Genomic DNA, 26,813 nt, shown 5'->3' with positions numbered 1-26,813 from the left:
GATATCGTCGGCGTCGAACGAGCAGTCGGACGGGATCGAGCAGGTGAACCAGGCGGTGGCGCAGATGGATGCGGTGGTGCAGCAGAATGCGGCGCTGGTGCAGGAGGCGGCGGCTGCGGCGGGTTCTTTGCAGGAGCAGGCCACGCGTCTGACCGAGGCGGTGGCGGTGTTCAAGATCAACGCCAGCGAAATCATCGACGTCGCCGCGCCGCAGCTGGAGCAGGACAGGCACGACAACGACGCGTACGCCATCGAGACAGCGGCGTCGCTCCAATTGGCCGCTCAAGGATAGCCGCACTGAATGCCAGTTCCTCAATATCAATTTCTCATCCCTGCCCAGCCCGAAGTTGGGCAGGATGATTTTGAGCACGCAGCGCGCCTGCTCAAGCGCCGCGCCGGCATCATGCTGGGCAGCCACAAGCGGGAAATGGCGGCCCGCACATTGAGCACGAGGAGCCAGAAACTCGGCCTGGAAAGCATTGCGCAGTATTTGACGGTGCTCGAGCAAAACCAGTCGTCGGCCGAGTGGAATGCATTCATCAATGCCTTTACCATCAATCACACCGCGTTTTTCCGCGAACAGCACCATTTTGAAATACTGAGCGAGTTCGTGCGGACCCGCAAATCGCCGATCAGTGTCTGGTGCGCCGCCGCATCTACCGGAGAGGAACCCTATACCATTGCGATGACGCTGCGGGAATCCCTGCAGCGCGCCGATGACAGCGCCTCCATCTGGGCCACCGACATCGATACCCAGGCGCTCGAGCGCGCCCGCCGCGGCGTGTATTCGCTGGAACGCGTCAAGACCGTGCCGGAGTACTACCTGAAAAAATATTTTCATCGCGGCAAGGACAGCAAGGCGGGGCTCGCGCGGGTCAAGCCGGCCATCTACGACATGATCCGTTTCGACCAGTTCAACCTGCTGTCGCCGTCGTGGCCGACGGACCAGAAGTTCGACGCGATTTTTTGCCGCAATACCATGATTTATTTCGACAAGCCGACTCAAACCCGCATTTTGGAACGGTTTGCGTCGGTCATGAAAAAGGGCGGCGTGCTGTTCGCGGGGCATTCCGAAAACTTCACCTATCTGACCAAGGCGTTTCAATTGCGCGGCCAGACTGTCTATACCGTTGTGTCCTGAACGCCATGTCGATGACGTTCAGTGTTAATTGCGAAAGGCCTTGCCCATGAAAAAAATCCGTGTTCTGTGTGTGGACGACTCGGCGTTGGTGCGTGGCCTGATGACTGAAATCATCAACAGCCACCCCGACATGGAGGTGGTTGCGGTGGCTCCCGACCCATTGGTGGCGCGCGAGCTCATCAAGGCGCACAACCCCGATGTGCTGACGCTTGATGTCGAGATGCCGCGCATGGACGGCCTGGATTTTCTTGAAAGGCTGATGCGGCTGCGCCCCATGCCCGTGGTCATGGTGTCGTCGCTGACCGAACGCAATTCCGAGGTCACGCTGCGCGCGCTCGAGCTGGGCGCGGTGGATTTCGTGACCAAGCCCAAGCTGGGCCTGCGCGACGGCCTGATGGAATACAGCGACCTCATCGCCGACAAGATCCGCGCGGCGGCGCATTCGCGTCCCCGCCCGCGCCAGGCGCCGGCGGCCGACGCCGCGCCGGCCAAGCGGCTTACCCATGTGTTCTCGACCACCGAGAAGCTGATCGTCATCGGCGCCTCCACCGGAGGCACCGAGGCGATCCGCCAGGTGCTGGAACCCATGCCGCCCAATAGCCCGGCCATACTCATCACTCAGCACATGCCGGCGGGTTTCACCCGGTCCTTCGTGCAGCGGCTGGACAATCTTTGCGACGTGCAGGTTCACGAAGCCGAGGACGGGCAGCGCGTGCTGCCCGGGCACGTCTACCTGGCGCCGGGCGGCGTGGCGCACATGAAGCTGGCAAAGTCCGGGGCGAACTATGTCGTGCGCCTCGAGGAAAGCGAGCCGGTCAACCGTCACCGGCCTTCGGTCGATGTGCTGTTCAATTCGGTGGCGCAGGTGGCCGGAAAAAACGCCGTGGGCGCATTGCTGACCGGCATGGGCAAGGACGGCGCGCTGGGCCTGCTGGCCATGAAGCAGGCGGGCGCCATTACCTATGCCCAGGACGAGGCGACCTGCGTGGTGTTCGGCATGCCGCGCGAGGCCCTGCACATCGGCGCGGCCGACGAGGCCGTGCCGCTGCCGAATATCAGCGAACGTTTATTGAAAAGTGCGGGATCGTACGGCCATCGAGTCTGATGCCGGACTGGCCCGGGGGTTGGGGCGCAAGCCTTCGCCGGGGCCGGAATGCTTCACCTGGATGGACGATTATTATTTTTGGAGAGTATCAAGTGGTACAGAAAACCATCAAAATTCTAGTGGTTGACGACTTTCCCACAATGCGCCGGATCATCAAGAACCTGCTCAAGGACCTGGGATTCGAAAACGTCGACGAGGCGGAAGACGGCGCCATGGGCCTGGAAAAGCTGCGTAACGGCAATTTCGATTTCGTGGTGTCGGACTGGAACATGCCCAATATGGACGGGCTGGTCATGCTCAAGGAAATCCGCGCCGATGCGAATCTGGCCAAGCTGCCGGTGCTGATGGTTACCGCCGAGGCCAAGAAGGAAAACATCATCGCGGCGGCCCAGGCCGGCGCCAATGGCTACGTCGTCAAGCCGTTCACCGCGGCCACGCTGGAAGAGAAGCTGAACAAAATCTTCGAGAAGCTCGAGTCCTAGGAGGGGGATGGCATGAACACAGAGGTAAATTCCGCGGCGGCGGATCATACTCAACCTCCTGAAAACCTGATTCTGAAGATCGCCCAGCTGACGCGCATGCTGCGTGAGAGCATGCGCGAGCTGGGCCTGGATCAGGCCATCAAGGAAGCGGCCGAGGCCATACCCGATGCGCGCGACCGCCTCGACTACGTGGCCCGGATGACCGAGCAGGCCGCCAACCGCGTACTGAACGCGGCCGAGGAAATCCAGCCCATGCAGGAACAACTGCAAAGCCAGGCCAAAGGCCTGGATGCGCGCTGGCAGGCCTGGTTCGACCACCCGGTCGAACTCGACCAGGCCCGCGAGCTGGTGGACGACACGCGCTCGCTGCTCAAGGACATTCCGCGCACGACGCAAAAGGCCCAGGAAAATCTCATGGAGATCATCATGGCCCAGGATTTCCAGGACCTGACCGGCCAGGTGATCATGCGCATGCTGGGTGTGATCGGCGCCATCGAAACCGAGCTGGTGCAGGTACTGATCGACAACGTGCCGCAGGAAAAGCGCGAAGAAACCCGTTCCCTGTTGAACGGCCCGCAGGTCAGCCCCGAGGGCAAGGTGGATGTCGTCACCAGCCAGGATCAGGTGGACGACTTGCTGGCAAGCCTGGGTTTATAACGATTTCCGGCGCGGCGCCGGGACAATGGCCTTGAATTCACCGGCCGGTATGTTTGTTGCAGGTCACTTGCAAATCCACAAGGAGGCGAAGCATGAAGCATAAAAACAGGCGCACCCTGGGTGTGTACAGCTTGTTGCGGCAACTGACGTCGGGGAGGGCCACGTTTTCCGACCGGGCCTGGACGTTCAGTCCGCTGGCCTTGCCGTTGTCGCGGTTCTTGTCGGTGGTCCGAAAAGGCCTGGTCTCCATGCGCGAGGCCAGCATCGACATTGCCTTGAACACCGCGCGCCTGGATTCCCAGGCCCAGGCCTGCCGGGCCATGGCGTCCGAACAGGCCGGCGAGGCGCAGGCCCTGGCCGCCAGCGGCAGCCAGATCGAGGCGCTTTCCGAACAGACTGCGGCCAGCGTCAACGACATCGCCCAGGCCTGCAGCGCGCAACTGGAGGCCGCCAACAGAACGCTGGATCAGCTTGCCGATCTGCAACAGCGCGTTGGCCGCGTCGCCGCCGAAATGGAAACGTTTTCGCAGGTCGTCTCGCAGCTCAGCCAGCGGGCCCAGTCGGTGGACGACACCAGCCGGCTCATCAAGGACATTGCCTTGCAGACTCACCTGCTGGCCTTGAACGCGGGGGTCGAGGCGGCACGGGCGGGTGACGCCGGCCGGGGGTTTGCCGTGGTGGCCAGCGAGGTCGGCAAGCTGGCCGAACGTGTCAATTCGGCGACGGGCGATATCGTCCGCCATGCCGGAGAAATCCTCGATCTCGTCGCCGACACCCGGGGCAAGACCGATGCCATGCATGTCGATATGGCCGCTTCCGAGCACGTGGTCGGCAGCTTTTCGGGGGATTTCACGCGCTTTGTCGAGGAATTCCGCCATATGGACCGGCAAATGGGCCAGGTGGCTCAGAACGTAGTCCAGGTGAACAGCACCAATCACGACATGAGCCGCGCCGTGTCCCGCATTGCCGTGCTCAGCTCCGATGTCCAGTCGCGCATGGCCTCCATGGGCGACCAGGTGCAGGCGGTGCGTTCCAAAACCGAAAGCCTGCAACGGCAATTGACCGCCTTGCGAACAGGCGACACGGCGTTCGACTGGCTGGCCTCGACCTTGCGCGGCATGCGCAAATCGTGCGTCGTGCTGCTCGAGCAAACCCTGGCTCAGGGCGTCGACATTTTCGACCAGCAGTACCGGCGCATTCCGGGCAGCAATCCGGCGCGCTACAACACGCTTTATGATGCCGCCATCGAGCAGCTTCTTCAGCAAATGCTCGACAACGTGCTCAATTCCATCCCAGCCGGGATGTATTCGGTACTCATCGACAGCAAGGGGTATTGCCCCTCCCACAATAGCCGCTACAGCAAGCAGCCCACCGGCGAGGTCGCGCACGATACCGCGCACGTGCGCAACAAGCGCATTTTCGACGACGCTTTCAGTCTGGCGGCCGTGAAGAACGAGCGCGGGGTCCTGTGCCAGACGCATATGCGCGACACGGGCGAGATCATTACCGATTTTTCCCTTCCCGTCGATGTCGATCGCCGGCGTTGGGGGGCGGTGCGCATCGGCGTCGATTACAACCGCTTCGAGGAACTGGCCAGCGCCGCCATGGCGAAGGCCGCGGCCTGAAACCGGGCCGAGGCCTGCCTGGCCGCCGGGCCGTCCCAGGATCGCTCCGGTTCCCGGGGCCGGGGGACCCCTTAGCCTGAATTAAGCGCCTTTATAGGCCTTGCTTCGCCTATCGTGTTTCGCGCGCATCTATAGAATGATGGCGACGATGGCACGATTGTGATAACTGCATGGCTGAGGACAGCGATCTCGAAAAAACCGAATCCGCCACTCCCCGGCGCCTGGAAAAGGCGCGCGAGGAGGGGCAGATCGTTCGTTCGCGCGAGCTCAATACGTTCATGCTGCTGGCCGCGGGGGTGGCGGCGCTATGGTTCAACGGCGACTATCTGTTCCGCACCCTGCGCGGCATCCTGCGCTCGGGCTTGTGGTTCGACCTGCGGGTGGGCCGGGACACGGCGGTCATGACTTCGGTGGCCGCCAATTCGGCCTGGCAGGCTGTCAAGGGCCTGGTTCCCGTGTTCGGCACCCTGGTGGTCGTGGCGGTGCTGTCGTCGGTGGCGCTGGGCGGCTTCATGTTTTCGACCAAGGCGCTGGAACCCAAGTTCGAGCGCCTCAACCCGCTCAAGGGCGTGATGCGCATGTTTTCGGCGCAAACCCTGGTCGAGCTGGTGAAGACCCTGCTCAAGGCGGGCGTCATCGGCCTGATAGGCGCGCTGGTCATCATCCACTACCGGGACGAGATGATCGCCCTGATGCACGCCACGCCCAGCGAGGCGCTGGCCAGGGGCCTGCAACTGGTGGCCCTGTGCTGCGCGTTGATCGTCGGCGCCTTGTTTCTCATCGTGGCCATCGACGCCCCGTGGCAGCTCTGGAGCCACTACAAGAAGCTGCGCATGTCGCGCGAAGACGTCAAGCAGGAACATAAGGAAAGCGACGGCGACCCGCATGTGAAAGGCCGCATCCGCCAGCAGCAGCGCGCCATGGCCAGGCAGCGCATGATGTCCGAAGTGCCGGGCGCCGACGTGGTGATCACGAACCCCACCCACTATGCCGTGGCGCTGGCCTACCAGGAGGGGCAGAGCGGGGCGCCCCGCGTCGTGGCCAAAGGCTCGGGCCTCGTGGCCGCGCGCATCCGCCAGCTGGCGGAGGAAAACAAGGTGCCCATGCTCAGCGCGCCGCCTCTGGCGCGCGCCCTGCACCATAATGTCGAGCTTGGCCGGGAGATCCCGGTCGAACTGTATTCGGCCGTGGCGGAAGTCCTGGCCTGGGTCTACCAGCTTCGCAGCTGGAGTCCGGGCTTCGGGGCCGAGCCCTCCCGGCCCGCCAATTTGTCGGTTCCCGCAGGCTTCGATCCTCAAGGCGCCGGAACCCTTGCGCATAATTCATGAACAGCATTCTTACCCTGATTAAAAGCAACGGCGCCCAGCATGCGCGCCTGATGGCCGGCCCCGTCCTGATCCTGATGGTTCTGGGCATGATGATCCTGCCGCTGCCGCCGGTCATACTGGACTTGTTGTTCACCTTCAATATCTCGCTGTCGGTCATCATTCTGCTGGTGGCCATGTTCACCAAGAAGCCGCTGGATTTCGCCGCCTTTCCCGCCGTCCTGCTGTTCGCCACCCTGCTGCGCCTGGCGCTCAACGTGGCTTCCACGCGCGTCGTGCTGATGCATGGGCACAAAGGGCCCGACGCGGCCGGCCAGGTCATCGAGGCGTTCGGCCATTTTCTGGTGGGCGGCAACTTCGCGGTCGGGATCATCGTGTTCGTCATCCTGGTCATCATCAATTTCGTGGTCATCACCAAGGGCGCGGGCCGCATCGCCGAAGTGGGTGCCCGCTTCACCCTGGACGCCATGCCCGGCAAGCAGATGGCCATCGACGCCGATTTGAACGCCGGCCTGATCGGCGAGGACGTGGCCCGCAAGCGCCGCTCCGAGGTGGGGCAGGAAGCCGAGTTCTATGGCTCCATGGACGGCGCCAGCAAGTTCGTGCGCGGCGACGCGGTCGCGGGCCTGCTGATCATGGTCATCAACATCATCGGCGGCCTGATCGTCGGCGTGGCCCAGCACGGGCTGAGCTTTTCCGATGCCGGCCGCGTGTATACCCTGCTGACCATCGGCGACGGCCTGGTCGCCCAGATTCCGGCTCTGGTCATCTCGACGGCGGCGGGCGTGGTGGTGTCGCGCGTGGCGACGGACGAAGACGTCGGCCAGCAGATGGTCAGCCAGCTGTTCGCGAACCCGTCCGTCATGTTCATCACGGCCGCGATCCTGACATTGATGGGCCTGATTCCCAATATGCCGCATTTCGCCTTCCTGCTGCTGGCGGCCATCCTGGCCGGAGCGGGCTGGATGGTGCGCAAGCGCGAATTGCTGAAGCAGGCCGAGATCGCCGACGAGCCCCTGAAGAACCAGGCGGCGGTGGAAGCGGCGGCGGCCGAGGCCAGCTGGAACGACGTGGCGCTGGTCGATCCTCTGGGGCTGGAAGTGGGCTACCGTCTGATTTCGCTGGTCGATCATGCGCAGAATGGAGAGCTGCTGCATCGCATACGCAGTCTGCGCAAGAAGTTCGCGCAGGAGGTCGGCTTCCTGCCGCCCGTCGTGCACATTCGCGACAACCTCGAGCTCAAGCCCAACGAATACCGCATCTTGCTGTCGGGCGTCGAGGTCGGCCATGGTTCGGCCATGCCCGAGCAATGGCTGGCCATCGATCCCGGCGAAGTCACCATGAAGCTGCCGGGCAAGGCCACGACCGATCCGGCCTTCGGCCTGCCAGCCGTGTGGATAGACATGAGTTTGCGCGAACAGGCGCAGATAGCCGGCTATACCGTGGTGGATGCGGGCACGGTCATCGCTACCCACCTGAATCACTTGATGCATCGCTACGGGGCCAATCTGCTGGGCCGCCAGGAAGTCCAGCAATTGCTCGACCATATTGCCAAGGAGGCCCCCAAGCTGGTGGAGGACCTGGTGCCCAAGACGGTCAGCCTGTCTCTGCTGCAGAAACTGTTGCGCGGCTTGCTGGACGAAGAAGTGCCGATCCGCGACGTGCGCACCATCATCGAGACTCTGGCCGAGCATGCGCCACGCCTGTCCGCCCTGAACGCCAACGGAACGGGGCCGGATCCCTCCGAGCTGCTGTCCCTGGTGCGCGTGGCACTGGGGCGCGCCATCGTCCAGCAGTGGTTCCCGGGCGAGGGCGATCTGCGCGTCATCGGCCTGGATCCCCGGCTGGAGCGCGTGCTGGCCCAAGCTCTGACCACCAGCGGCGTGCTGGAACCGGGGCTGGCCGAAACGCTGCTGCAGGACGCCCAGCGCGCGGTGCGCGACCAGGAGGCCAAGGGCGATGCGCCGGTGCTGGTCGTGCCGCCGGTGCTGCGGGCATCGCTTTCGCGCTTTTTGCGGCATCATCTGCCGCAATTGGGCGTGCTTTCCAATTTTGAAATTCCCGACGAACGCATATTGCGCGTGACGACGGTAATAGGTGGTACTCAAGCGTGAACATAAGCCGTTTCTTTGGAGCGACCAGCCGCGAAGCCATGCGCCAGGTGCGCATGGCGCTGGGGCCGGACGCCATGATCGTATCGAACCGCCGGGTCAACGGCGGGGTGGAAATCCTGGCCACCGACCAGACGTCGGTGGCGCAATCCACGGAGGCGGCGCAGTCGTCCGCCGCGCCTCGGCCTCCCTTGCCGGCGGCGCCCAGTCTTCCGCGCGCGCCAAGCAGTCCGCGTCCGTCTCCCGCGGCCCAGGGCGCCGACGTGGTGGACGCCATCGGCGCCATGCGCGGCGCGCTCGAGGCGCGCATGGACGAAATGCTTTGGGGCAATCACCTGCGCAAGGCCCCGCAGGCGGCCTCGCTGTTCCAGACCTTGCTGGGCCTGGGGTTCAGCACGGCGCTGTTGCGCGCCATGCTCAAGCGCCTGCCAGACGAACTGCCGGCCAAGGCGGCATGGCAATGGGCCGGCAACGAACTGAAAACGCATCTGCCCGTGCTGGAAAGCGAGGAAAGCCTGCTGCAGCCGGGAGCGGTGGTGGCGCTGGTGGGGCCGACGGGCGTCGGCAAGACCACCACCATCGCCAAGCTGGCTGCCCGTTGCGTGAAGCGTTTCGGCTCCGGCAAGGTTGTGCTGCTTACGACCGACACCTATCGTATCGGCGCGCATGAACAGTTGAAGATCTACGGCGGAATCATGCGGGTTCCCGTGCACGTGGTGCAGGATGCCGATGAACTCAAGCGCATCGTGGCGGGGATTGCCCCCGACCATCTCATTCTTATCGACAACGTGGGCATCAGCCAGCGCGATCGCCATGTTTCGGAACAGGCGGCCATGCTGGCCCAGGCGGGGCGCAGCGTCAGCCGCCTGCTGGTGCTGAACGCGTCCAGCCACGGCGACACGCTGGACGAAGTCGCCCGCACGTATTCGAACGATGGCGGCAGCCCGCTGCGCGGCTGCATCATCACCAAGGTCGACGAGGCCCCGCGCCTGGGCGCCGCGCTCGATACGTCCATCCGCTACCAGTTGCCGATCTGCTATGTGTCGAACGGCCAGAAGGTGCCCGAGAACCTGCTGTTCCTCGACGGGCGCGAGCTCGTGGATCGCGCCTTGACGCAGCAGCCCGCGTCGCAGGCCTTGTATGCGCCCACCGAGGCCGATTTCGCGGCGCTGATGGCTTTGGCCAAGGCGCCCGAAGATGCCTCCGCCGGAGCGGCGGCTGAAACGCGGCGGCGGAAATTGCTGCCGGGTTTGCTTTCCGCCGTTGGCGCGGATGCGCCATTGTCGCCTGACGATTTGAAGCAAGCCTGCGCTTATCTGGATGAGGCGGCGGCATGCGCCGAAGCCTACGATTTATGGCGGGGCCATGTGTCGCAGGAGGCGCCGGCGGCCATCGATCCGCTTGCCGGCCATTTGCTGCGTGCCGCGCAAGGCCAGGCGGGCCAGGGGCCCATGCTGGCCATTCACGACCAGATCGCCCTGAAGGCGGCAGCGGGCGTCACGGGCCGTCTGCGCGCGACGTTCCTGCTGGATGGAGTTGGCAAGGCGCTGGTATCGCCCTGGCAGCAGATCGCTTTTCCCCAGGGGTGGCAGTCGTCCGACGGCGCATCGGCCCTGGCGGCCCCTGCACCGGGCGATGCCCTGCGCCAGCAGGTTCAGTTTCTGCATGAGCAGGCCTCGACGCCTGTGGTGCATATGTTCGAGGGCGGCTCGCAGGGTTTGTGGCGCAGCCTGTCGGCGGGCAATGCCTCTTGGCTGGTGCAGTGTCCGGCTTCGACCCATGTCGTCGACGCGGATTCCTGCCCGACGACAGCCGGCGCCATGGCCAAAGCCCTGGACTACCGTCCCCTGGCCATGGCGGGGGCGGCCGCCAATCTTGCGCAGGTATGCGGGCTGGCGCTGCAGGACGTCATTATCTGGGTGGGTCAGGCCGACGTGGCGCTGGCTGCGCGCCAGGTCAGCCCCCTGCCAGCGCGCCTGGTCGTTGTGCGCATCGTCAAGCGCCGGGATGGCGAGCCGTTGAAGACGCTATATGGCTTGAGCAATGTTCTCCAGGGCGCGGAGCCCGCCGGGAAGCTGGCCTTGTGGCTGGTGGCGCAGTCCGAATCCAAGGCGGCGTTGCGTTACGCGGCGCGCTTCTGGCAATTGCTGGCCGAAAGCCGGCAGCCCGAGCTCGGCCGCGCGCTGCTTGCCTCGCAGTCGGGCCTGGCTGTCTGGCAGGCCATGCAGGACGAGGCGGCGGAGCAAGTGCGCCGCGTCCTGCGTGCCCTGGCAGGCAAAACCGCGCTGACGGCGCCGGTGGCGGCGTCGATGATGATGAAGCTGTTTGCGTTGAAGGAAATGACGGCTTAGCCGGCGCGGATGCCCCGGGTCTGGGCGCTGGTGTTCCGGGCGCGCCCGCTGGCGTCGTACAGGTTGCCGATGCCGGCCAGGCTGCGCAGGGTATCGAGCGCTTGCTGGTTGTACTTCAGGTAGGTTTCAATAATGTAGCCGTTCGAGGCATTCAACTGCCGGGCGCGTTCGGCGCGTTCGAAGAGGGTTGCCACGAGCGCCTGCGTTTCAGGATGGTTTTGCGCCGCGGCTTCCAGGCCGGCCTTTCCTTCGCCGTGGCCCATTGCCGCCAGCAGGGCGTCGCGCGCCTGGCCGGCCACGCTCAGTTGTTCCGCCAGTTCGCTCTTGATGCGGGTGGATTCGTTGAGCGCATCGTTGCCGCCGGGGGCAAGCAGATTTTCGGCTTCGGCTTCGAGGGCGGCGATGAACTGATCGACCAGTCCGGTTTCGTGCTGCAGGCTGGCGTGTAGTGCGTGGATGGACATGGTGTGCGCGGAAATCGGTTATTTCAGGAGTTCGCGCACGCTGGCCAGCAGCGAGTCGGCGATGCGGCCCGGATCCACCTTGAGCTTGCCCGCGGCGATGGCATCGCTGATTTCGCGGACGCGGTCGATATTGACATCGCTTTCGCCGTTTTGCAGGCTGGCCAGATTGCGGGCGGTGGCGCTGAGATCCACAGAGTCTTTTCCGTTGCTGGATATGTTGGCCGGCGCGCCACCGATGCCGCTGCGGGTAGCGGTCACGGTGTTGATGGCTGCATTTTTAACGGAAGACGAGATCTTCAAGATGGAACTCCGGACGATGGCGCGCGAGTGTATTGCGGTTGGTATGGTGGTTGTAACGACGCGGAACCCCGAAACTTTAGCGTAAGCCGCGAATTTGGTGCGATTTGAAGCATATAAAGCATTTTATTACATCAAAACCAGTACGGTATGGGCATTCAGGACGGTGCCGGTAACCATCTGCCCCGAGCCCGCGCGCACTTGTATTTGCGTGCCGGGCTCGCCGCCCTGCATGGCCTTGCCCTCGCTGGTGGCGACAAAACCGGGCCCGCGCGCCTCGAGGCGCACGGCTTGTCCGCGCTGGATGGAGCCGGCGCTGCGCAAAGCCCTGGCCTTGATGGCCGAGCCCGCGTTGATGCGCTGGGTGGTAATGCTGCCTATCAACTGATCCGCGTCCCGCAGCACGCCGCGCGGCAGGAGCAGCAGGTCGCCGCTGCGTTCGCTGAGATCGTCGCGGGTGATGACGGTGCCCGCCTTCAAGGGACGAGCCGATACGTAATAGCTGCCGTCGATGCTGAGGTTCGCCTGGGCGTAGGTTACCCACGTTTGCGGGGCCAGGCAGCGCAGGCCGACGGTCAGGCGCGAGCTTAGCCTGGATCCGGGCCTTAAGAACACTTCGGCCTGTTCGCAGGGCGCCAGCCTTTCGGTGTCGACAGGCTCGACGGCGATCTGGGGGGTTCCGGCGTAGGCGGCGGCTTGTTCCTGCAGGAAGGCGCGTATTTGATCTTCGTACGAGGCCGGCTGGCCGGCGCCAGGAGCTGGGCTCGTGGGTGCGCGGGCGCCGGCCGGCGCCGTTGGCGCGGGCGTTTCGGAGACGGCGGCATGGGCCGCCTGTGTTCCGAAGAGGGCGGCTGTGGCAAGCAGGGCGGCGTAAATCTTGATCATGCCAGCATTTTATAGCCGGCGCCGCGGACGCATTGGGGGAATTGGCCGAGAAATGCTGGCTTGTTTCGTAGTTTGTCTTTGCAGGCGCGCCCTTACTATGTCTCGTACCTGATTGCGGCCGCATGGCTGCAGAACTTCGGGTCGGTAGGGCAGGACGCCGGCCGAGCATGGAATACAAGACCGCACATGATAGACCGTATTGGTGAAGACCTGGGCTTTTTTCAAACCGCCATCAATCTGCGCCAGCAGCGCCAGGAAGTGCTGGCCGCGAACATCGCCAACGCGGACACGCCCAACTACAAGGCCCGCGACTTCGATTTTTCGTCGGCGCTGCAGGACGTCATGACCGAGCGCATGCGCCTGGCGGATACGAAATTGACGCTGACTTCGCCGCGCCACATACCGGGTGCGGCGGTGTCCGGCGATTCGGCCGAGCTGTTGTACAGGCAGCCTTTGCAGCCCAGCCTGGACGGCAATACCGTGGACATGGACGTCGAGCGCGTGCAGTTCGCCGACAACACCATGCGCTACCAGTCCGACCTGACCATTATTTCCCAGCGCATCAAAACCATGCTGGCGGCATTGCAGCAATAAGACCAGGAAAGCCATGTCCTCGATGACCATTTTCGATATTGCGGGTTCGGCGCTTGCGGCGCAGTCCCAGCGCATGAACGTCACGGCCAGCAATATGGCCAACGCCAACAGCGTCGTGGGGCCCGACGGCCAGCCGTACAAGGCGCGCGAGGTGGTGTTCCAGATGGCGCCCGTGCCGGGCCAGGCCTATTCGCAGGCGGTGGGCGGCGTGCGCGTGGCGAACGTGGTGGAAAGCAACGCGCCAGCCAAGCTGCAGTACGACCCCAAGAATCCCCTGGCCGACGAGAATGGCTACGTGACCATGCCCAACGTGGACATGGTGGCGGAAACCGTGAACATGATTTCCGCTTCGCGTTCGTATCAGGCCAATGTGGAAGTGATCAACACCGCAAAGAGCCTGATGAGCCGCACCTTGTCCATCGGGCAGTAATCAGTATCGCCACGGCGTCTGGGCCGTGGCGTTTTTCATTAATTTGGAGCCTTTCGTGGCAGTCAATTCAACCGACACCAGCAACACCACCGCCAGCGCGCTGGCCCAGGCCTCTGCGGCAACGGCCCAGCGCACCGCGGCGGCGCAGGATCAGTTCATGACTCTGCTGGTCACCCAGTTGCAGAACCAGGATCCCTTGAATCCCATGGACAACGCCCAGGTCACCTCGCAGCTGGCGCAACTGGAAACCGTGAACGGCATTACGCAGCTCAACACCACGCTGCAGGCGCTGTCGGGCCAGATGGACTTGTCCCAGTCCATGCAGGCGGCCAACCTGATCGGCAAGGAAGTGCTGTTTCCGGGCGAGAAAGTGTCGCTGGGCAGCGTGACGAACGATGGCGTCACCACCACCGAGTCCACGCCTTTCGGCGTCGATGTCATTTCGCCGGCCGCCAAGGTGGTGGCGACCATCCAGGACGCCACCGGCAAGGTCGTGCGCACCCTCGACCTGGGCGACCAGCCCGCGGGCGTGCTGCAGCTGTCATGGGACGGCAAGGACGACGCCGGATCGACGGTTGCGGACGGCGCCTATACCGTGCAGGTCAAGGCTTCCGACGCCAACGGCGGCGACGTCTCCGCCCAGGCGCTGACCTACGGCAAGGTGGCCAGCGTGTCGTACGCCTCCAGCGGCCTGCAGATGGATCTGGGCCTGGCCGGCGTGCACTCGCTGTACGACATCCGCAAGATCATGTAGCGGATATGTCGCCGGCTTCATGGCGGGCGTCGCCGTCTAGCTTTACAAAGCAGCGAATCAACGAATTAGTCAATAACGAACTAACGAATACGAGGTCATCATGGGTTTTGGACAGGGTCTAAGCGGCTTGAACGCCGCCTCGCAGCAACTGGATGTAATCGGCAACAATATCGCCAACTCGGGCACGGTCGGGTTCAAGTCGGCCACGGCCACGTTCGCCGACGTGTACGCCACGTCCAGCAAGGCTGGCCTGGGCGTGCAGCTTACCGGCGTCAACCAGCGCTTCACGGTCGGCACGGTCAGCAGCACGGGCGGTGAATTCGACATGGCCATCGACGGCGCCAACGGCCTGTTCCGCGTGGTGGATACCAGCGGCAACGTCATGTATACGCGCAACGGCCAGTTCCTGGCCGACAAGGACAGCTACCTCGTCAACGCCCAGGGCTACCGCCTGACCGGCTTCGGCGTCACCGGCAACGACCTGGCTCCGATCATGGTGCCCATCGGCAATATCGAGCCCAAGGCCACAGGCTCCGTTACCACCCGGGCGAACCTGGATGCGAATGCTGATCTTGTGTATACGGCGGATGTGCCTGAGACGCTTGGGCGAGTGGTGGTTACGGCACCGGCAGCGGGTACTTATTATTATCGTGATGACGGTACGACTATTTCGTGGTATTCCGATAATGCCGTGCCTCCTACCCCTATGGCCACGCCTTTGGGCGCAGGAACCTATACTACGGCGTCGGGCTCTTTCACATTGGATGCCAGCAGCCAACCGGCCTCAATGCAGGCGTTGAAAATTGCAAGTGGTACTGACCAATATGAGGAAGCTCACATTGGTCATCCATTCAGCCCCGCCGACCCCCAAAGCTATACCCATTCGCTGCCCATTACGGCTTACGATTCATTGGGCAATGCGCACTCGGTCATGCAGTATTTCGTCAAGCGGGCAACAACGCCAGGCGGGGACAGCACTTGGGATGTGTATTACACGGTGGATGGCAGCACGGACAATATTTCGCCGGCCAGCAGTCAACTTACCTTCGACAGCGCGGGGCGTTTGAAAACGGGCGATACGGCGACGCTGACGATTACCGGCCTGGGCGGCACGGCTTCTCCCGCCGCTGACATGAACATCGCCGTGAGCTACGCCGGCTCCACGCAATTCGGCGGCGATTTCTCGCCCAGCTTCACGCAGGACGGCTACGCCACCGGCGAGTACGCCGGCATGACCATCGGCACGGACGGCGCCATCGTGGCCAACTACACCAATGGCCAGACCAAGGCGGTAGGCTATGTGGCGCTGGCCAACTTCAACAACCTGCAGGGCCTGCAGGCGGCGGGCGGCAATGCCTGGGTGGAAACCTCGGCCTCGGGCCAGCCCATCGTGGGCCGTCCGGGCACCAACAGCCTGGCCACCATCAAGGGCCAGTCGGTGGAAGAGTCCAATGTGGACATCAGCCAGGAGCTGGTCAATATGATCATCGCCCAGCGCACCTACCAGGCCAATGCCCAATCCATCAAGACGCAGGATCAGGTCGTGCAGTCCCTGATCAATATGCGCTGATCGCTGAGCCATGGATCGCATCGTATACACCGCGGCGGGCGGCGCCGCCCGCGTGCTGGAACAGCAGGCCGTGCTCAGCAACAATATGGCCAACGTCAGCACCACGGGCTTTCGCGCCGAGCTGGCCAACTACCGTTCCGTTCCCATCGTGGCCGAGCAGGGCCTGCCGACCCGGGTCGGCACGGTGGCCTCCACGCCGGGCAGCAATTTCGAGCAGGGCGCCATGGTGCAGACGGGCAATGCCCTGGACGTGGCGATTACCGGCGAGGGCTGGTTCAGCGTGCAAACCCCCACCGGCGAGGCGCTGACGCGCGCCGGCGAGCTGGCGGTGAACCCGCAGGGACTGCTGGTGACGCAGCAGGGCTTGCCGATACTGGCCGCCAATAACGCGCCCATCGAGATTCCCGACCGCGGCACGGTGACGTTCACGTCGGACGGCACGATCACCGCGCTGGGCGCGGGCGACAGGCCCAACGATATCCAGGTGATCGGCCAGCTCAAGCTTTCCAACCCGCCGGCCGCCAGCCTGGCGCGCGGCGACGACGGCCTGTTTCGCGTGCAGGATCCCAATGCCGGTCCGGTGCGGGAAGATCCGAACGTGCACATGGTTTCGGGCTTCGTGGAAAAGAGCAATGTCGGCGCCGCCGAAACCATGGTGGGAATGATCGCCAATGCGCGCCAGTTCGAAGCGCAAATGCAGATCATCCAGACCGCCAGCACCAATGCCGAAAGGGCCAACTCGATTCTGTCGAGCAACGGCTGATAACGATTTGAGCGCGGCTCCGCCCGCGCCGACGAGGAATAACGATGATACGTTCTCTGTGGATTGCCAAAACCGGTCTCGAGTCGCAGCAGACCAATATGGATGTGATTTCCAACAACCTGGCCAACGTCAATACGTCGGGCTTCAAGCGTTCGCGCGCGGTGTTCGAGGACCTGATGTACCAGACCCTGCGCCAGCCCGGCGCCCAGGTGGGCGCCGCCAACCAGCTGCCTTCGGGCCTGCAGGTGGGCACCGGGGTGCGCACGGTGGCGACCGAACGCATCCACACCCAGGGCAATCTCAAGGAAACCGGCAACCAGCTCGATGTGGCGATCCAGGGGCGGGGATTCCTGCAGGTGGAAATGCCCGACGGCACGTTCGCCTATACGCGCGACGGCAGCATGCAGGTGGACCAGAACGGCCAGCTGGTGACGGCCGGCGGCTATCCCGTGCAGCCGCCCATCAATATTCCCGACAATGCGCTGACCGTGACCATCGCCCGTGACGGCACGGTGTCGGTGACCCAGCCGGGCGCGACCGGCACGAACGTGCAGATCGGCCAATTGCAGTTGAGCACCTTCATCAACCCCACCGGCCTGCAAAGCGCCGGCGAAAACCTTTATGTCGAAACCGACGCCTCGGGGCCGGCCAACTTCGCCCAGCCCGGGCTGGACGGCGCCGGCCTGGTCATGCAGAACTACGTGGAAACGTCGAACGTGAACGTGGCGGAAGAGCTTGTCAACATGATCACCACCCAGCGCGCCTATGAAATGAACAGCAAGGCCATTTCGACTTCGGATCAAATGCTGGCCCGCCTGACGCAACTGTAGAACATGCTTAAACGTTTTTTGCTTGGATTGTCGTGCGCGGCGCTGGCCGTGCTTTCGGGCTGTGCCCTGGTTCCGCCCGAGCCGGTGGTTACCGGGCCGCTGACGGCGCGTCCGCCGGAGCATACCGCCATCGCGCCGGAAGCCAACGGCGCCATCTTTCAGCCAACGGCCTATGGCAACTACCCGCTGTTCGAGGACAGGCGGCCGCGCAACGTCGGCGACATCGTGACGGTCGTGATCCAGGAGAAAACGAATGCGGCCAAGAACGTGGCCACGCAGACGGACCGCAACAGCAGCGCGTCGCTGGGCCTGACGACGGTGCCCGATTTCCTGCCGTCCTGGCTGGGTTCGCAGCAGAATCTCGACGCAACGGGCGCCAACTCCGCCAAGGGCACGGGCTCGAGCAGCGCGGCCAATACCTTTTCGGGCACCCTGACGACTACGGTGGTGGGGGTGCTGGGCAATGGCAATCTGCAGATTGCCGGCGACAAGCAGATCGCCATCAATCGCGGCAGCGAGTACATACGTTTTTCGGGCGTGGTCGATCCGCGCTCGATCACCGGCTCGAATACGGTTCTGTCGACCCAGGTGGCCGACGCCCGCATCGAGTTCCGCAGCAAGGGCACCATGGATGAAGTCCAGACCATGGGCTGGCTGCAGCGGTTTTTCCTGAGCATTGCTCCATTCTGAGGATAGTCGTTTTGACCATGTTCCTGCGTTTCGCTTTAGGCCTGCTGGCCGCCGTCCTGTGTTTCAGCGCGCGGGCCGATCGGGTCAAGGATCTGGCTTCCATACAGGGTGTGCGCGCCAACCAGTTGGTGGGCTATGGGCTGGTGGTGGGCCTGGACGGCAGCGGCGACCAGGTGCGCCAGACGCCCTTTACCCAGCAGAGCCTGACCAATATGCTGTCGCAGCTGGGCGTGACGGTGCCGCAGGGCACCAATATGCAGGTCAAGAACGTGGCGGCGGTCATGGTCACGGCTCGGCTGCCGGCTTTTGCCCGGCCCGGCCAGACAATGGACGTCGTGGTGTCGTCCATGGGCAACGCCAAGAGCCTGCGCGGCGGTACCTTGCTCATGACGCCGCTCAAGGGCGCCAACGGCCAGGTCTACGCCATGGCGCAAGGCAACCTGCTGGTCGGCGGCGCGGGGGCGCAATCGGGCGGCTCAAGCGTGCAGGTCAATCAACTGAACGGCGGCATCATTTCCAATGGCGCCATCGTCGAACGCAATGTGCCGACGACCTACGCGCGCGACGGCATGATCAACCTGGAAATGAACACCACCGATTTCAGCGTGACCCAGAACGTGGTGGTGGCGCTGAACCGCGCCCTGGGCGGCAATACCGCTACGGCGCTGGACGGGCGCGTCATTCAGCTGCGCGGTCCGCTCGATCCGGCCCAGCAGACGGCCTTCCTGTCCCGCGTCGAGAATGTGGAAGTCAAGCTGCCGCCGGCCACCGCCAAGGTCATCATCAACGCCCGCACCGGTTCGGTGGTCATGAACCGCACGGTCAGAATCGAAGAGGCCGCGGTGGCTTACGGCAATTTGTCGGTGGTCATCAACAACCAGCAGCAGGTCAGCCAGCCCGATACGCCGTTCACCCAGGGCCAGACCGTGGTGACGCAGAACACGCAGATCGAAATGCGCTCGGAACAGGGCACGATCAAGCGGGTCACGACCAGCGCCAATCTGGCCGACGTGGTCAAGGCCCTGAACGCGCTGGGCGCCACGCCGCAAGACTTGCTTTCCATTCTGCAGACGCTGAAAAGCGCCGGCGCCCTGCGCGCCGATCTGGAAATCATCTAAGGGAACGGATTGCCGCCATGACTTACTACATGCCCAGGCCAGCCGACGCCAATATTGACTCCGCCATCGACTTCGGACGCTTGAACCAGCTGGGGCTGGCCGTGAAGAACGGCGCAAACGCCTCGGCAAAAGACCAGAAGCAGGTCGCCCAGCAATTCGAGGCGATGTTCATCCAGCAGTTGCTCAAGCAGGCCAGGCAGGCGTCCGGCATGAAGGGCCTGCTCGACAGCGACCAGACCCGTCTCGCGCAAAGCATGGCCGACGAGCAAAGCGCCTTGCAGCTGTCCGATCCCGGCATCGGCCTGGCCCAGGCCTTGCTGCAGCAAATCCAGGGCAATGCGTCGAACGGGCAGGGCGCCGCCGCCATCGAGGCGCGCGCCAAGTCCTTGCCCGAACTGGCGCCTTCCCGCGTTCCGGGCTTGCGTTCGCGCATCGGCGACGAGCGCAAGGAAGACGCCACGTCCATTTCCTCGCTGATCGACATGCTGTCGCAAAGCTCGGTGGGCAGCATGGTGGGGGCGGCGGTCTCGGCAGTGCAGGGCGCGCCGGCGCATATCCAGAATTTCGTCGACCGCATGGGCTCCGCCGCCAAGGCGGCCGCAGCCAAAAGCGGCTTGCCGGCCGAGCTCATCCTGAGCCAGGCGGCGCTGGAGTCGGGCTGGGGCAAGCGGGAGATCAAGGGCGACGACGGCTCCAACAGCTACAACCTGTTCGGCATCAAGGCAACCGGCGGCTGGACCGGCAAGGTGGTGAATATTACGACCACCGAATACGAGAACGGCGTGGCGCGCAAGGTCGTCCAGCCGTTCCGGGCCTACAGCTCGTATGCCGAATCGTTTGCCGACTACGCCAAGCTGATCGGCAACAGCGACCGCTACAGCGACGTGGCCAAGGCATCTTCCGCCCAGGAGGCGGCGCGGCGCATACAGGACGCCGGCTATGCGACCGACCCCGCCTATGCGGAAAAGCTGATCAGCATCATGGGATATTTCAATAAATTGGCGACGTGAGCCACCGTTTCTGGGGGCGGCAGCCGGCGCAAACCGCCCAGGCTTCCAGGCTAAACAATTCCGGCGAAATGCCGTTAATGCACTGAATGATGATCCCCCAGGGTAAGACAGAGGTCTCATCCTGTTACCAACGGAATATCGATGAATCTAGCCAATCTTGGTCTCTCGGGCATAAACGTGGCGCAAAACCGCCTGCAAACCGCCGGCCACAATATCAACAACTCGGCGACCGAAGGGTATAACCGCCAGCAGGTCATGGTGTCGACGGCGGGCGCGACCAGCACGGGGGTCGGCTTCATCGGCCGCGGCGTGCAGACCGACAGCGTGCAGCGCGCCTACGACAATTTCCTGTACCGGCAATTGGTCAACTCGCAAAGCACGGGGGCCGCCATTACCGCCTACGGCAACGAAATCGTCCAGGTTAACAACTTGTTCGCCGACCGCACCGTGGGCATTACCCCTGCGTTGCAAAATTTTTTCGACGGCATCCAGGCGGTGGCTTCGGCGCCGGCCGACCCGGCCTCCCGCCAGGACCTTCTGGGCCGCGCCGCCAGCCTGGTCGGCCAGATCAACGATGCCAACGCCTTCCTGGACTCGCAGCGGGACAACATCAATACCCAGGTTTCCACGGTCGTTACGCAAATCAACAGCTATGTCGAGCGCATCCGCGACATGAACCAGCAAATCGTCAATGCCAAGGCATCCGGCTCGGGGCAGCCGCCCAACGATCTGCTCGATCAGCGCGACCAGGCCGTGTCCGAGCTCAGCCAGTTGGCTGGGGTCAAGGTGTTCGAGCAGGACGGCAATGTCAACCTTACCATCGGCAACGGCCAGGTGCTGCTGGGCGGCGACACGGTTTTCCCCCTGCAGGCCATTCCCTCGGCGGACGATCCTTCGCGCACCGTGGTGGCGTATTCCGCGCCCACCGGCACCGGCCGCACCACCTTGGTCGAAATGTCCGACAGCAGCATCACGGGCGGCACGCTGGGCGGCCTGCTTTCGTATCGCAGCGGCACGCTGGATTCGGTGCAGAACGACCTGGGCCGTTTGGCGGCAGGGCTGGCGATTTCGGTCAACCAGGTGCAAACGGCCGGCTACGACCAGAACGGCAAGCAGGGCGCGGCGTTTTTCACGCTGGGCAGCCCCACCGTGCTGGTCGGCGCGGACAACCAGGGCTCGGCAAGCTTGCAGGCGTCGTTTTCCGACCCCAACAAGCTTACGTCGCAGGACTACAAGATCGAATTCGACGGGTCTGTGTACAAGGTTACCTCCGTTCCGAACGGAACCCAGAAAACCTATACCGACCTCACCACCAATCCCGTCGATTTCGACGGGGTGCAAATACAGCTCAGCGGCACCCCCAAGGCCGGCGATTCCTGGTCGCTGCAGCCCACCCGCGACGTGGCGGGCTCCATTTCGCTGAATCTTACCGACCCGGCCACCATTGCGGCGGCCTCCACGACCACGGGCGATGCCGACGGCGGCAACGCGCTGGCCATGGCCAAGCTGCAAACGGAAAAAATCCTGGGCAACGGCACCATGGGCCTTAACGACGCGTTTTCGCAGATCGTCAACAAGGTGGGGGTGCAGACCCAGCAGAACGCCACCTCGGCCAAGGCGCAGGCAACGCTGATTCAACAGAACTACGCCGCGCAGCAAGCTGTCTCGGGCGTCAACCTGGATGAAGAGTACGTCAATCTTCAGCGCTACACCCAGCAGTACCAGGCCGCATCACGCCTCATCCAGACCAGCGCGACCTTGTTCGATACCTTGCTGAGCCTGCCCACCTGACAGTTCGATGGATTTGTAGGACCGCCGCTCGCCGGATCGTTGTTTGCCAGATTATTTTGAGGTTGCCTCATGCGTATCAGTTCCAATCTGTTTTTCCAGACCGGGCTCAATTCCATCAATGCCCAGCAGTCCGACCTGATGCATCTGTATCAGCAGGTCGCCAGCGGCCAGCGCATGGTCACGCCCGCCGACGATCCCCTGGCGGCGGCGCAGGCCATCAACCTCAGCCAGGCTCAAACGTTGAACCAGCGGTTTGCCGACAACCGCGAGGTGGCGAAAGGCAACCTGGGAACCGAGGAAAACACCCTGTCCTCGGTAACGACACTTCTACAGGACATCAAGACGCGCCTTATCGAGGCCGGCAACGGCACCATGTCGGATGCCGACCGCGCCACCTTGTCCAACGTGCTGAAGAATTCGAAGGACACCCTGCTGGGCCTGGCCAATGCCACCGACGGCAATGGCCAGTACCTGTTCTCGGGCTACTCGGGCTCACAGCCCGCTTTCGTGGTCGATGCCAGCGGCAAGGTCACATACAACGGGGATGCCAACCAGCGCCTGATCCAGGCGGATCAAACCCGCCAGATAGCCGGCAGCGACATCGGCAGCGATATTTTCATGCGCGCCAGCACGGGCGCGCGCAACTACATGACCAGCGCCGATTCCGCCAATACCGGTACGGGCTTGATCGGCAAGCCGGTGGTAACCGATGCGCAAGGCGCCAACGTGGGCAAGGCGTTCGAGATCGAGTTCTCCAATTCGGGCACGCCGCCGGTTCTGCAGTACACCATCAATGTCAAGGACGCCAGCGGCAACACGGTAAGCAGCTCGGCTCCCACGGATTACGTGGCCGGGACGGTCAGCCTGGATCTGGGCGGCGGCGTCAAGGTCGACTTCTCCGGCGCGCCGGCGGCCGGCGACAAGTTTGCCGTCGAGCCGGCCAACTCCGGGTATGCGGCGAGCGTGCAGCTTACGGATCCCTCGGCCGCCAACATAGATCCTACGGTCGCCGGCAAGGCCACGGTGACCGATGCCACCGCGCAGTATTTCGGCAAACCGTTCACGGTCGAGTTCGATGCTGCCGATCCAACGAAATTCACAACCACTTTCTATTCGGACAGCAGCCTGGCGACCCCACTGGGCACTGTCGACGGCACATTTACGCCACCCGGCGGGGCTACGGATATCCCCGGGGCGGGCGTGAGCCTGGACATCACCGGCACGCCGCAAGGCGGCGACAAAATCACGGTCCAGGCTCCCCAGCCCACCGACCTGAATATCTTCGATACGCTGGACAGCGTCATTGCCGCGCTGGATACGCCCGCCTCCACGGGCGATACCGAGCAAACCGCGTTTCTCAATACTCTGGCCGGCGCCATCCAGCGCATCGATCTGAACTACAACCAGGTGCTTACCGTGCGCTCGTCCATCGGCTCGCGCCTGAACGAGCTGGATGCCATCGATTCCAACGGCACGTTGCGCAATCTGGGCTATACCCAGCAATTGTCCCGGCTGGAAGACGTGGATTACTACTCGGCAACTGCGCAATTGCAGTTGCGCCAGTCGGCCCTGGAAGCCGCCGCCCTGGCGTTCAAGCAGATTCAAGGCACCAGCCTGTTCAACATGGGTTCGAACTAGAAAATGAAATCGTCACGCGCACAACTTAAAGCCAGTTTGTTCCTGCTGGTGCTGATACTGTCGGTTCTTACCGTGCTTGCCGCCGGCCTGGGGTGGTACAGCCTGCCGACGGACGAAGGCGTTGCCAACGCCCGCTATGCGTTCCTGATCCTGGCCGCGCTGTCTGTGGTGCTGGCCTTCGTTACCTGGTTGACCCTGTCGCGCAAGGTGCTGCGCCCGCTCAAACAGATTGGGCTGCATTTCGACCGCATCTCGGTGGGTGACCTGACCCATCGCATCGAGGCTGCCAGCCAGAACGAGGTGGGCTTGCTGTATACGGCCGTCAAGCGCCTGCAGGAAAACCTTGGCCGTAGCGTGGGCAGTGTGCGCGCCGGGCTCGAGCGCATCAATGCCGGCACGCAGGAAATCGTGGCGGGCAATGCCGACCTGAGCAGCCGCACCGAACAGCAAGCGGCGGCCCTGCAACAGACGGCGGCCAGCATGGAGCAGCTTTCCAGCACGGTCAGGCAAAATGCCGACAATGCGCGCCAGGCCAATCAGCTGGCCGCCACGGCTTCCGAAGTCGCCCAGCGCGGCGGCGAAGCGGTAGGCGAGGTGGTCGCGACCATGGAAGGCATTTCCGCCAGTTCGCGCAAGATTGCGGATATCGTCGGCGTGATCGACAGCATCGCTTTCCAGACAAATATCCTGGCCTTGAACGCCGCCGTCGAGGCGGCCCGCGCAGGCGAGCAAGGCAAGGGGTTCGCGGTGGTGGCCGCCGAGGTTCGGGCCCTGGCCCAGCGTAGTGCCCATGCGGCCAAGGAAATCAAGGACCTCATAGACGACTCGGTCAAGAAAGTGGCCGAAGGCTCCCAGCAGGTGGGTCGCGCCGGCGCGACCATGCAGGAAATCGTGGCGTCGGTGGCCCGGGTCACCGATATCATGGGTGAAATCTCGGCCGCCACCACCGAGCAGTCGGGCGGCATCGAGCAGATCAATCTCGCCGTTGCGCAAATGGATGGCGTGACGCAGCAAAATGCCGCCCTGGTCGAGCAGGCCGCCCGTTCGGCTTCCGACCTGCGCGAGCAGGTGACCCAGGTCAGCACCGCCGTGGCCGTGTACAAGCTGTCGGGCAAGCAGGTCATTGACGTGCCGGCGCAAGCGGTTGCCTCCCGTCCCGTTCCCCCCAAGGCCGCCCCGGCACCGGCGCCGCGGGGTCCAGCGCCAGCCCTGGCTGTCGAGGGCGCTGCGCCGCCGGCTGGGCGGTCGGTCGCCGCGCCGGCATTGAAGAGCCCGGCTGCCGCCGAAAATCCAGCCAAACGCGGCAAGGCGCCGAGCGACGACGATTGGGAAGAGTTTTAAGCATGAAGCATATCGCGCAGTCAGAGTCCTGCGGATCGTGGCGCCTTGCGGCAGCGGGCGCCGCATTGGCATTATTGGCGGCCTGCAGCACGACGGGACAGCGCTTCAATACCCTGGCCTTGCCGCAGATCGTGGTGGGTCATACTACGTTCCGGCAGGCGCAGAACCTGCTCGGCGCGGCTCCGGTGGATATCTATCGGCAAGGTGACGGCTCGTTGACGGCGCGCTGGGCGGTCAAGGCATCGATGGTGGCGGATGCACTGTATGTCCGTCAGGAGCTCTCGCTGCGGTTCGGGCCCGATGGCCGCTTCGAGCGCGTGGTCGACAGCGTCAACGTACCGGGCGAGCCCAGCAAGCCCGAAGACGTCAGGCCCGGCGAGCCGGCACCGCGCACGGTGGCCGCCGTTCCTGCTTCGGTGTCGTCCGCCCCTAACCCCGTGGCCGATATGTCGAACAAGGGCATCGACAACCCCGCTATCAGCTATCCGTTGTCGACGCAGTAGCCGCTGGCTTTCGCAAGCGGACGCAGCGCGAGGCCATGCGGAAAAAGGCCGAACAGATAAGAAATGGCATGGAGGAAGCGGCGCAAGCCGGATGCCATAAGAACGATGAAATCAAACCAAAAGGATGGAGCATGAGAGTTTTCGCACTTTCTTCAAAGGCCGCACGCCGAGGCCGGCAACGGGCGAGCGGCGGTTTTCGGCTGGTGGATGTCAAAGTCAGCACGCGCTTGATGGCCTGCCTGCTCGTCTTCATGATACTTATCATTATCGTGGGCGGCATCGGCGCTTACTTTCTGGACGCCAATGCACGTTCGGAACGCGCTTTGGCGCAGCAGAACGCCAGCACCAGGCTGGTCTCGGAGATCAGCAACGAGATGCTGCAGGCGCGCCTGGGCATGATGACCGCCGCGCGCTACCAGGAAAGCAATGTCAATGACGACGCCGCCATGGCCGAGGAAGGCAAGGCCACGCTGAATGCCGCGATGGCGCAGCTGGCCAAGGTCAAAAGCAATTTCGAGAGCTTCCGCAAGAACCCGCCGCAAGGCGAAGAGGGGGGCAAGCTGGCCCAGGCCCTGATAGACGCCTACAAGGTATACGACGAAAACGGCATTGCTCCCATGGTGCAGGCCTTGTCCTACCAGGACTATGGCACGTTCTACTTCGTCAACAACCAGATCGGCATCGATCGCGCCAAGGCGTTCGACAAGGCGATCGAAGACCTGAAGACGCACACGATCAAGCAGGAAGATCTCTTCCATGCCCAGGCGGAAATCCAGTTCAAGAAGGCCTTGACGGTCATCGGCGCCGGCATCGCGATTGGCGTGGTCCTGGTGTTCCTGGTCATGCTGCTGTTCAAGCGCACGGTCATCCGGCCGCTCGTGCTGGCGGGGGGTCATTTTGACCGTATAGCGGGCGGGGACCTGACGCAGCGTGTGGAGGTGAAGTCGCGCAATGAGATAGGTGTGCTGTACGAGGCGCTGCGCCGGATGCAGGAGAGCCTGACGCGCACGGTGAGCGAGGTGAGGCAGGGGGTGCAGGAGATCGATGTTGGGGCGCGGGAGATTTTCATGGGCAACACGGACCTGAGCAGCCGCACGGAGCAGCAGGCGGCGTCGTTGCAGGAGACGGCGGCGAGCATGGAGCAGTTGGCCGGGACGGTGCGCCAGAACACGGACAACGCGCTGCAGGCCGACGGCCTGGCCAAGGCGGCGTCGGGGGTGGCGCAGCGCGGGGGCGAGGCGGTGTCGAAGGTGGTGGGGACGATGGAGGCGATCTCGTCCAGCTCGGGCAAGATCGCGGAGATCGTGAGCGTGATAGACGGGATCGCGTTCCAGACGA

25 protein-coding genes and 1 pseudogene are annotated in these 26,813 nt (G+C 63.6%); 23 read left to right on the top strand and 3 right to left on the bottom strand.

The window, feature by feature from the left end:
• From VNT00_RS00860 to flhF, 9 genes and pseudogenes are all read left to right on the top strand, one after another.
• A pseudogene (locus tag VNT00_RS00860) lies at positions 1 to 292 on the top strand (methyl-accepting chemotaxis protein); the annotation flags it as partial.
• Positions 293 to 301: 9 nt separating this feature from the next.
• Positions 302 to 1,141, top strand: a complete 840-nt coding sequence (locus tag VNT00_RS00855; RefSeq protein WP_325583535.1) for a CheR family methyltransferase — start codon at positions 302 to 304, stop codon at positions 1,139 to 1,141.
• 46 nt (positions 1,142 to 1,187) lie between these two features.
• Positions 1,188 to 2,246 (top strand): protein-glutamate methylesterase/protein-glutamine glutaminase, encoded by a 1,059-nt coding sequence (locus VNT00_RS00850; protein ID WP_325583533.1) that lies wholly within the window; start codon positions 1,188 to 1,190, stop codon positions 2,244 to 2,246.
• 92 nt (positions 2,247 to 2,338) lie between these two features.
• Positions 2,339 to 2,728: a chemotaxis response regulator CheY gene (gene cheY / locus VNT00_RS00845; RefSeq protein WP_325583531.1), complete on the top strand. Its 390-nt coding sequence runs from the start codon at positions 2,339 to 2,341 to the stop codon at positions 2,726 to 2,728.
• A gap of 12 nt (positions 2,729 to 2,740) precedes the next feature.
• Positions 2,741 to 3,385, top strand: coding sequence for a protein phosphatase CheZ (gene cheZ, locus VNT00_RS00840; RefSeq protein ID WP_325583529.1), 645 nt, complete (start codon positions 2,741 to 2,743; stop codon positions 3,383 to 3,385).
• 92 nt (positions 3,386 to 3,477) lie between these two features.
• Complete coding sequence (locus VNT00_RS00835; protein ID WP_325583527.1) at positions 3,478 to 5,010, top strand: methyl-accepting chemotaxis protein; 1,533 nt, start codon at positions 3,478 to 3,480, stop codon at positions 5,008 to 5,010.
• Positions 5,011 to 5,180: 170 nt separating this feature from the next.
• A complete protein-coding gene (gene flhB / locus VNT00_RS00830; protein WP_325583525.1) occupies positions 5,181 to 6,338 on the top strand; it encodes a flagellar biosynthesis protein FlhB in 1,158 nt (385 codons plus the stop codon).
• Positions 6,335 to 8,449 carry a flagellar biosynthesis protein FlhA gene (gene flhA / locus VNT00_RS00825; protein WP_325583523.1) on the top strand — a complete coding sequence of 705 codons (2,115 nt, stop codon included), beginning with the start codon at positions 6,335 to 6,337 and terminating at the stop codon, positions 8,447 to 8,449. The genes flhB and flhA overlap by 4 nt, the downstream gene beginning before the upstream one ends.
• Entirely contained in the window at positions 8,446 to 10,797 is a 2,352-nt protein-coding gene (gene flhF, locus VNT00_RS00820) for a flagellar biosynthesis GTPase FlhF (protein WP_325583522.1), read from the top strand. Before flhA ends, flhF begins: the two co-directional genes overlap by 4 nt.
• Here flhF and VNT00_RS00815 read toward each other — a convergent pair.
• The 3 genes from VNT00_RS00815 to flgA form a co-directional block, all read right to left on the bottom strand.
• Positions 10,794 to 11,261, bottom strand: coding sequence for a flagella synthesis protein FlgN (locus VNT00_RS00815; RefSeq protein WP_325583521.1), 468 nt, complete (start codon positions 11,259 to 11,261; stop codon positions 10,794 to 10,796). The genes flhF and VNT00_RS00815 overlap by 4 nt on opposite strands.
• Positions 11,262 to 11,279: 18 nt before the next feature.
• Entirely contained in the window at positions 11,280 to 11,561 is a 282-nt protein-coding gene (flgM, locus tag VNT00_RS00810) for a flagellar biosynthesis anti-sigma factor FlgM (protein WP_325583519.1), read from the bottom strand.
• Positions 11,562 to 11,687: 126 nt separating this feature from the next.
• Positions 11,688 to 12,443, bottom strand: a complete 756-nt coding sequence (gene flgA / locus VNT00_RS00805) for a flagellar basal body P-ring formation chaperone FlgA (protein WP_325583516.1) — start codon at positions 12,441 to 12,443, stop codon at positions 11,688 to 11,690.
• A gap of 186 nt (positions 12,444 to 12,629) precedes the next feature.
• On the opposite strand from flgA, the gene flgB reads away from it, so the two are divergent.
• The 14 genes from flgB to VNT00_RS00735 all read left to right on the top strand — a co-directional run.
• Entirely contained in the window at positions 12,630 to 13,037 is a 408-nt protein-coding gene (flgB, locus tag VNT00_RS00800) for a flagellar basal body rod protein FlgB (protein WP_325583514.1), read from the top strand.
• Between the two features lie 13 nt (positions 13,038 to 13,050).
• Positions 13,051 to 13,467 carry a flagellar basal body rod protein FlgC gene (flgC, locus tag VNT00_RS00795; protein ID WP_325583512.1) on the top strand — a complete coding sequence of 139 codons (417 nt, stop codon included), beginning with the start codon at positions 13,051 to 13,053 and terminating at the stop codon, positions 13,465 to 13,467.
• A gap of 55 nt (positions 13,468 to 13,522) precedes the next feature.
• On the top strand, positions 13,523 to 14,221 hold the full coding sequence (locus tag VNT00_RS00790; protein WP_325583510.1) for a flagellar hook capping FlgD N-terminal domain-containing protein: 699 nt from the start codon (positions 13,523 to 13,525) through the stop codon (positions 14,219 to 14,221).
• Between the two features lie 100 nt (positions 14,222 to 14,321).
• Positions 14,322 to 15,791, top strand: coding sequence for a flagellar hook-basal body complex protein (locus VNT00_RS00785; RefSeq protein ID WP_325583508.1), 1,470 nt, complete (start codon positions 14,322 to 14,324; stop codon positions 15,789 to 15,791).
• Between the two features lie 10 nt (positions 15,792 to 15,801).
• A complete protein-coding gene (locus VNT00_RS00780; RefSeq protein WP_325583506.1) occupies positions 15,802 to 16,554 on the top strand; it encodes a flagellar basal body rod protein FlgF in 753 nt (250 codons plus the stop codon).
• Between the two features lie 44 nt (positions 16,555 to 16,598).
• Positions 16,599 to 17,384 carry a flagellar basal-body rod protein FlgG gene (gene flgG / locus VNT00_RS00775; protein ID WP_325583504.1) on the top strand — a complete coding sequence of 262 codons (786 nt, stop codon included), beginning with the start codon at positions 16,599 to 16,601 and terminating at the stop codon, positions 17,382 to 17,384.
• A gap of 3 nt (positions 17,385 to 17,387) precedes the next feature.
• Positions 17,388 to 18,074, top strand: a complete 687-nt coding sequence (locus VNT00_RS00770) for a flagellar basal body L-ring protein FlgH (protein ID WP_325583502.1) — start codon at positions 17,388 to 17,390, stop codon at positions 18,072 to 18,074.
• Positions 18,075 to 18,091: 17 nt separating this feature from the next.
• The gene (locus VNT00_RS00765; protein WP_325583500.1) at positions 18,092 to 19,192 is read left to right on the top strand and encodes a flagellar basal body P-ring protein FlgI; all 1,101 of its coding nucleotides are present in this window, start codon (positions 18,092 to 18,094) and stop codon (positions 19,190 to 19,192) included.
• 17 nt (positions 19,193 to 19,209) lie between these two features.
• Positions 19,210 to 20,202: a flagellar assembly peptidoglycan hydrolase FlgJ gene (gene flgJ / locus VNT00_RS00760; RefSeq protein WP_325583498.1), complete on the top strand. Its 993-nt coding sequence runs from the start codon at positions 19,210 to 19,212 to the stop codon at positions 20,200 to 20,202.
• Between the two features lie 141 nt (positions 20,203 to 20,343).
• A complete protein-coding gene (gene flgK, locus VNT00_RS00755) occupies positions 20,344 to 21,993 on the top strand; it encodes a flagellar hook-associated protein FlgK (RefSeq protein ID WP_325583496.1) in 1,650 nt (549 codons plus the stop codon).
• A 69-nt stretch (positions 21,994 to 22,062) separates the two neighbouring features.
• Positions 22,063 to 23,631 carry a flagellar hook-associated protein FlgL gene (gene flgL, locus VNT00_RS00750; protein ID WP_325583494.1) on the top strand — a complete coding sequence of 523 codons (1,569 nt, stop codon included), beginning with the start codon at positions 22,063 to 22,065 and terminating at the stop codon, positions 23,629 to 23,631.
• A 3-nt stretch (positions 23,632 to 23,634) separates the two neighbouring features.
• The gene (locus VNT00_RS00745; RefSeq protein WP_325583491.1) at positions 23,635 to 24,972 is read left to right on the top strand and encodes a methyl-accepting chemotaxis protein; all 1,338 of its coding nucleotides are present in this window, start codon (positions 23,635 to 23,637) and stop codon (positions 24,970 to 24,972) included.
• Between the two features lie 2 nt (positions 24,973 to 24,974).
• On the top strand, positions 24,975 to 25,475 hold the full coding sequence (locus VNT00_RS00740; RefSeq protein WP_325583489.1) for a hypothetical protein: 501 nt from the start codon (positions 24,975 to 24,977) through the stop codon (positions 25,473 to 25,475).
• 203 nt (positions 25,476 to 25,678) lie between these two features.
• On the top strand, positions 25,679 to 26,813 hold a 1,135-nt coding region (locus VNT00_RS00735), incomplete at its 3' end, for a Tar ligand binding domain-containing protein (protein ID WP_325583487.1).

Origin of the sequence: Eoetvoesiella sp. (assembly GCF_035555955.1) — a bacterium.
In the GTDB taxonomy this organism is placed as follows: domain Bacteria; phylum Pseudomonadota; class Gammaproteobacteria; order Burkholderiales; family Burkholderiaceae_B; genus Eoetvoesia.
This window is presented reverse-complemented; position numbering and strand designations above follow the sequence as displayed.

Coding starts and splice junctions, on each gene's coding strand:
- VNT00_RS00855 (WP_325583535.1), top strand. CDS start 302: ATGCCAGTTCCTCAATATCAATTTCTCATCCCTGCCCAGCCCGAAGTT.
- VNT00_RS00850 (WP_325583533.1), top strand. CDS start 1,188: ATGAAAAAAATCCGTGTTCTGTGTGTGGACGACTCGGCGTTGGTGCGT.
- cheZ (WP_325583529.1), top strand. CDS start 2,741: ATGAACACAGAGGTAAATTCCGCGGCGGCGGATCATACTCAACCTCCT.
- VNT00_RS00835 (WP_325583527.1), top strand. CDS start 3,478: ATGAAGCATAAAAACAGGCGCACCCTGGGTGTGTACAGCTTGTTGCGG.
- flhB (WP_325583525.1), top strand. CDS start 5,181: ATGGCTGAGGACAGCGATCTCGAAAAAACCGAATCCGCCACTCCCCGG.
- flhA (WP_325583523.1), top strand. CDS start 6,335: ATGAACAGCATTCTTACCCTGATTAAAAGCAACGGCGCCCAGCATGCG.
- VNT00_RS00815 (WP_325583521.1), bottom strand. CDS start 11,261: ATGTCCATCCACGCACTACACGCCAGCCTGCAGCACGAAACCGGACTG.
- flgA (WP_325583516.1), bottom strand. CDS start 12,443: ATGATCAAGATTTACGCCGCCCTGCTTGCCACAGCCGCCCTCTTCGGA.
- flgB (WP_325583514.1), top strand. CDS start 12,630: ATGATAGACCGTATTGGTGAAGACCTGGGCTTTTTTCAAACCGCCATC.
- flgC (WP_325583512.1), top strand. CDS start 13,051: ATGTCCTCGATGACCATTTTCGATATTGCGGGTTCGGCGCTTGCGGCG.
- VNT00_RS00785 (WP_325583508.1), top strand. CDS start 14,322: ATGGGTTTTGGACAGGGTCTAAGCGGCTTGAACGCCGCCTCGCAGCAA.
- VNT00_RS00780 (WP_325583506.1), top strand. CDS start 15,802: ATGGATCGCATCGTATACACCGCGGCGGGCGGCGCCGCCCGCGTGCTG.
- flgG (WP_325583504.1), top strand. CDS start 16,599: ATGATACGTTCTCTGTGGATTGCCAAAACCGGTCTCGAGTCGCAGCAG.
- VNT00_RS00770 (WP_325583502.1), top strand. CDS start 17,388: ATGCTTAAACGTTTTTTGCTTGGATTGTCGTGCGCGGCGCTGGCCGTG.
- VNT00_RS00765 (WP_325583500.1), top strand. CDS start 18,092: ATGTTCCTGCGTTTCGCTTTAGGCCTGCTGGCCGCCGTCCTGTGTTTC.
- flgJ (WP_325583498.1), top strand. CDS start 19,210: ATGACTTACTACATGCCCAGGCCAGCCGACGCCAATATTGACTCCGCC.
- flgK (WP_325583496.1), top strand. CDS start 20,344: ATGAATCTAGCCAATCTTGGTCTCTCGGGCATAAACGTGGCGCAAAAC.
- flgL (WP_325583494.1), top strand. CDS start 22,063: ATGCGTATCAGTTCCAATCTGTTTTTCCAGACCGGGCTCAATTCCATC.
- VNT00_RS00745 (WP_325583491.1), top strand. CDS start 23,635: ATGAAATCGTCACGCGCACAACTTAAAGCCAGTTTGTTCCTGCTGGTG.
- VNT00_RS00740 (WP_325583489.1), top strand. CDS start 24,975: ATGAAGCATATCGCGCAGTCAGAGTCCTGCGGATCGTGGCGCCTTGCG.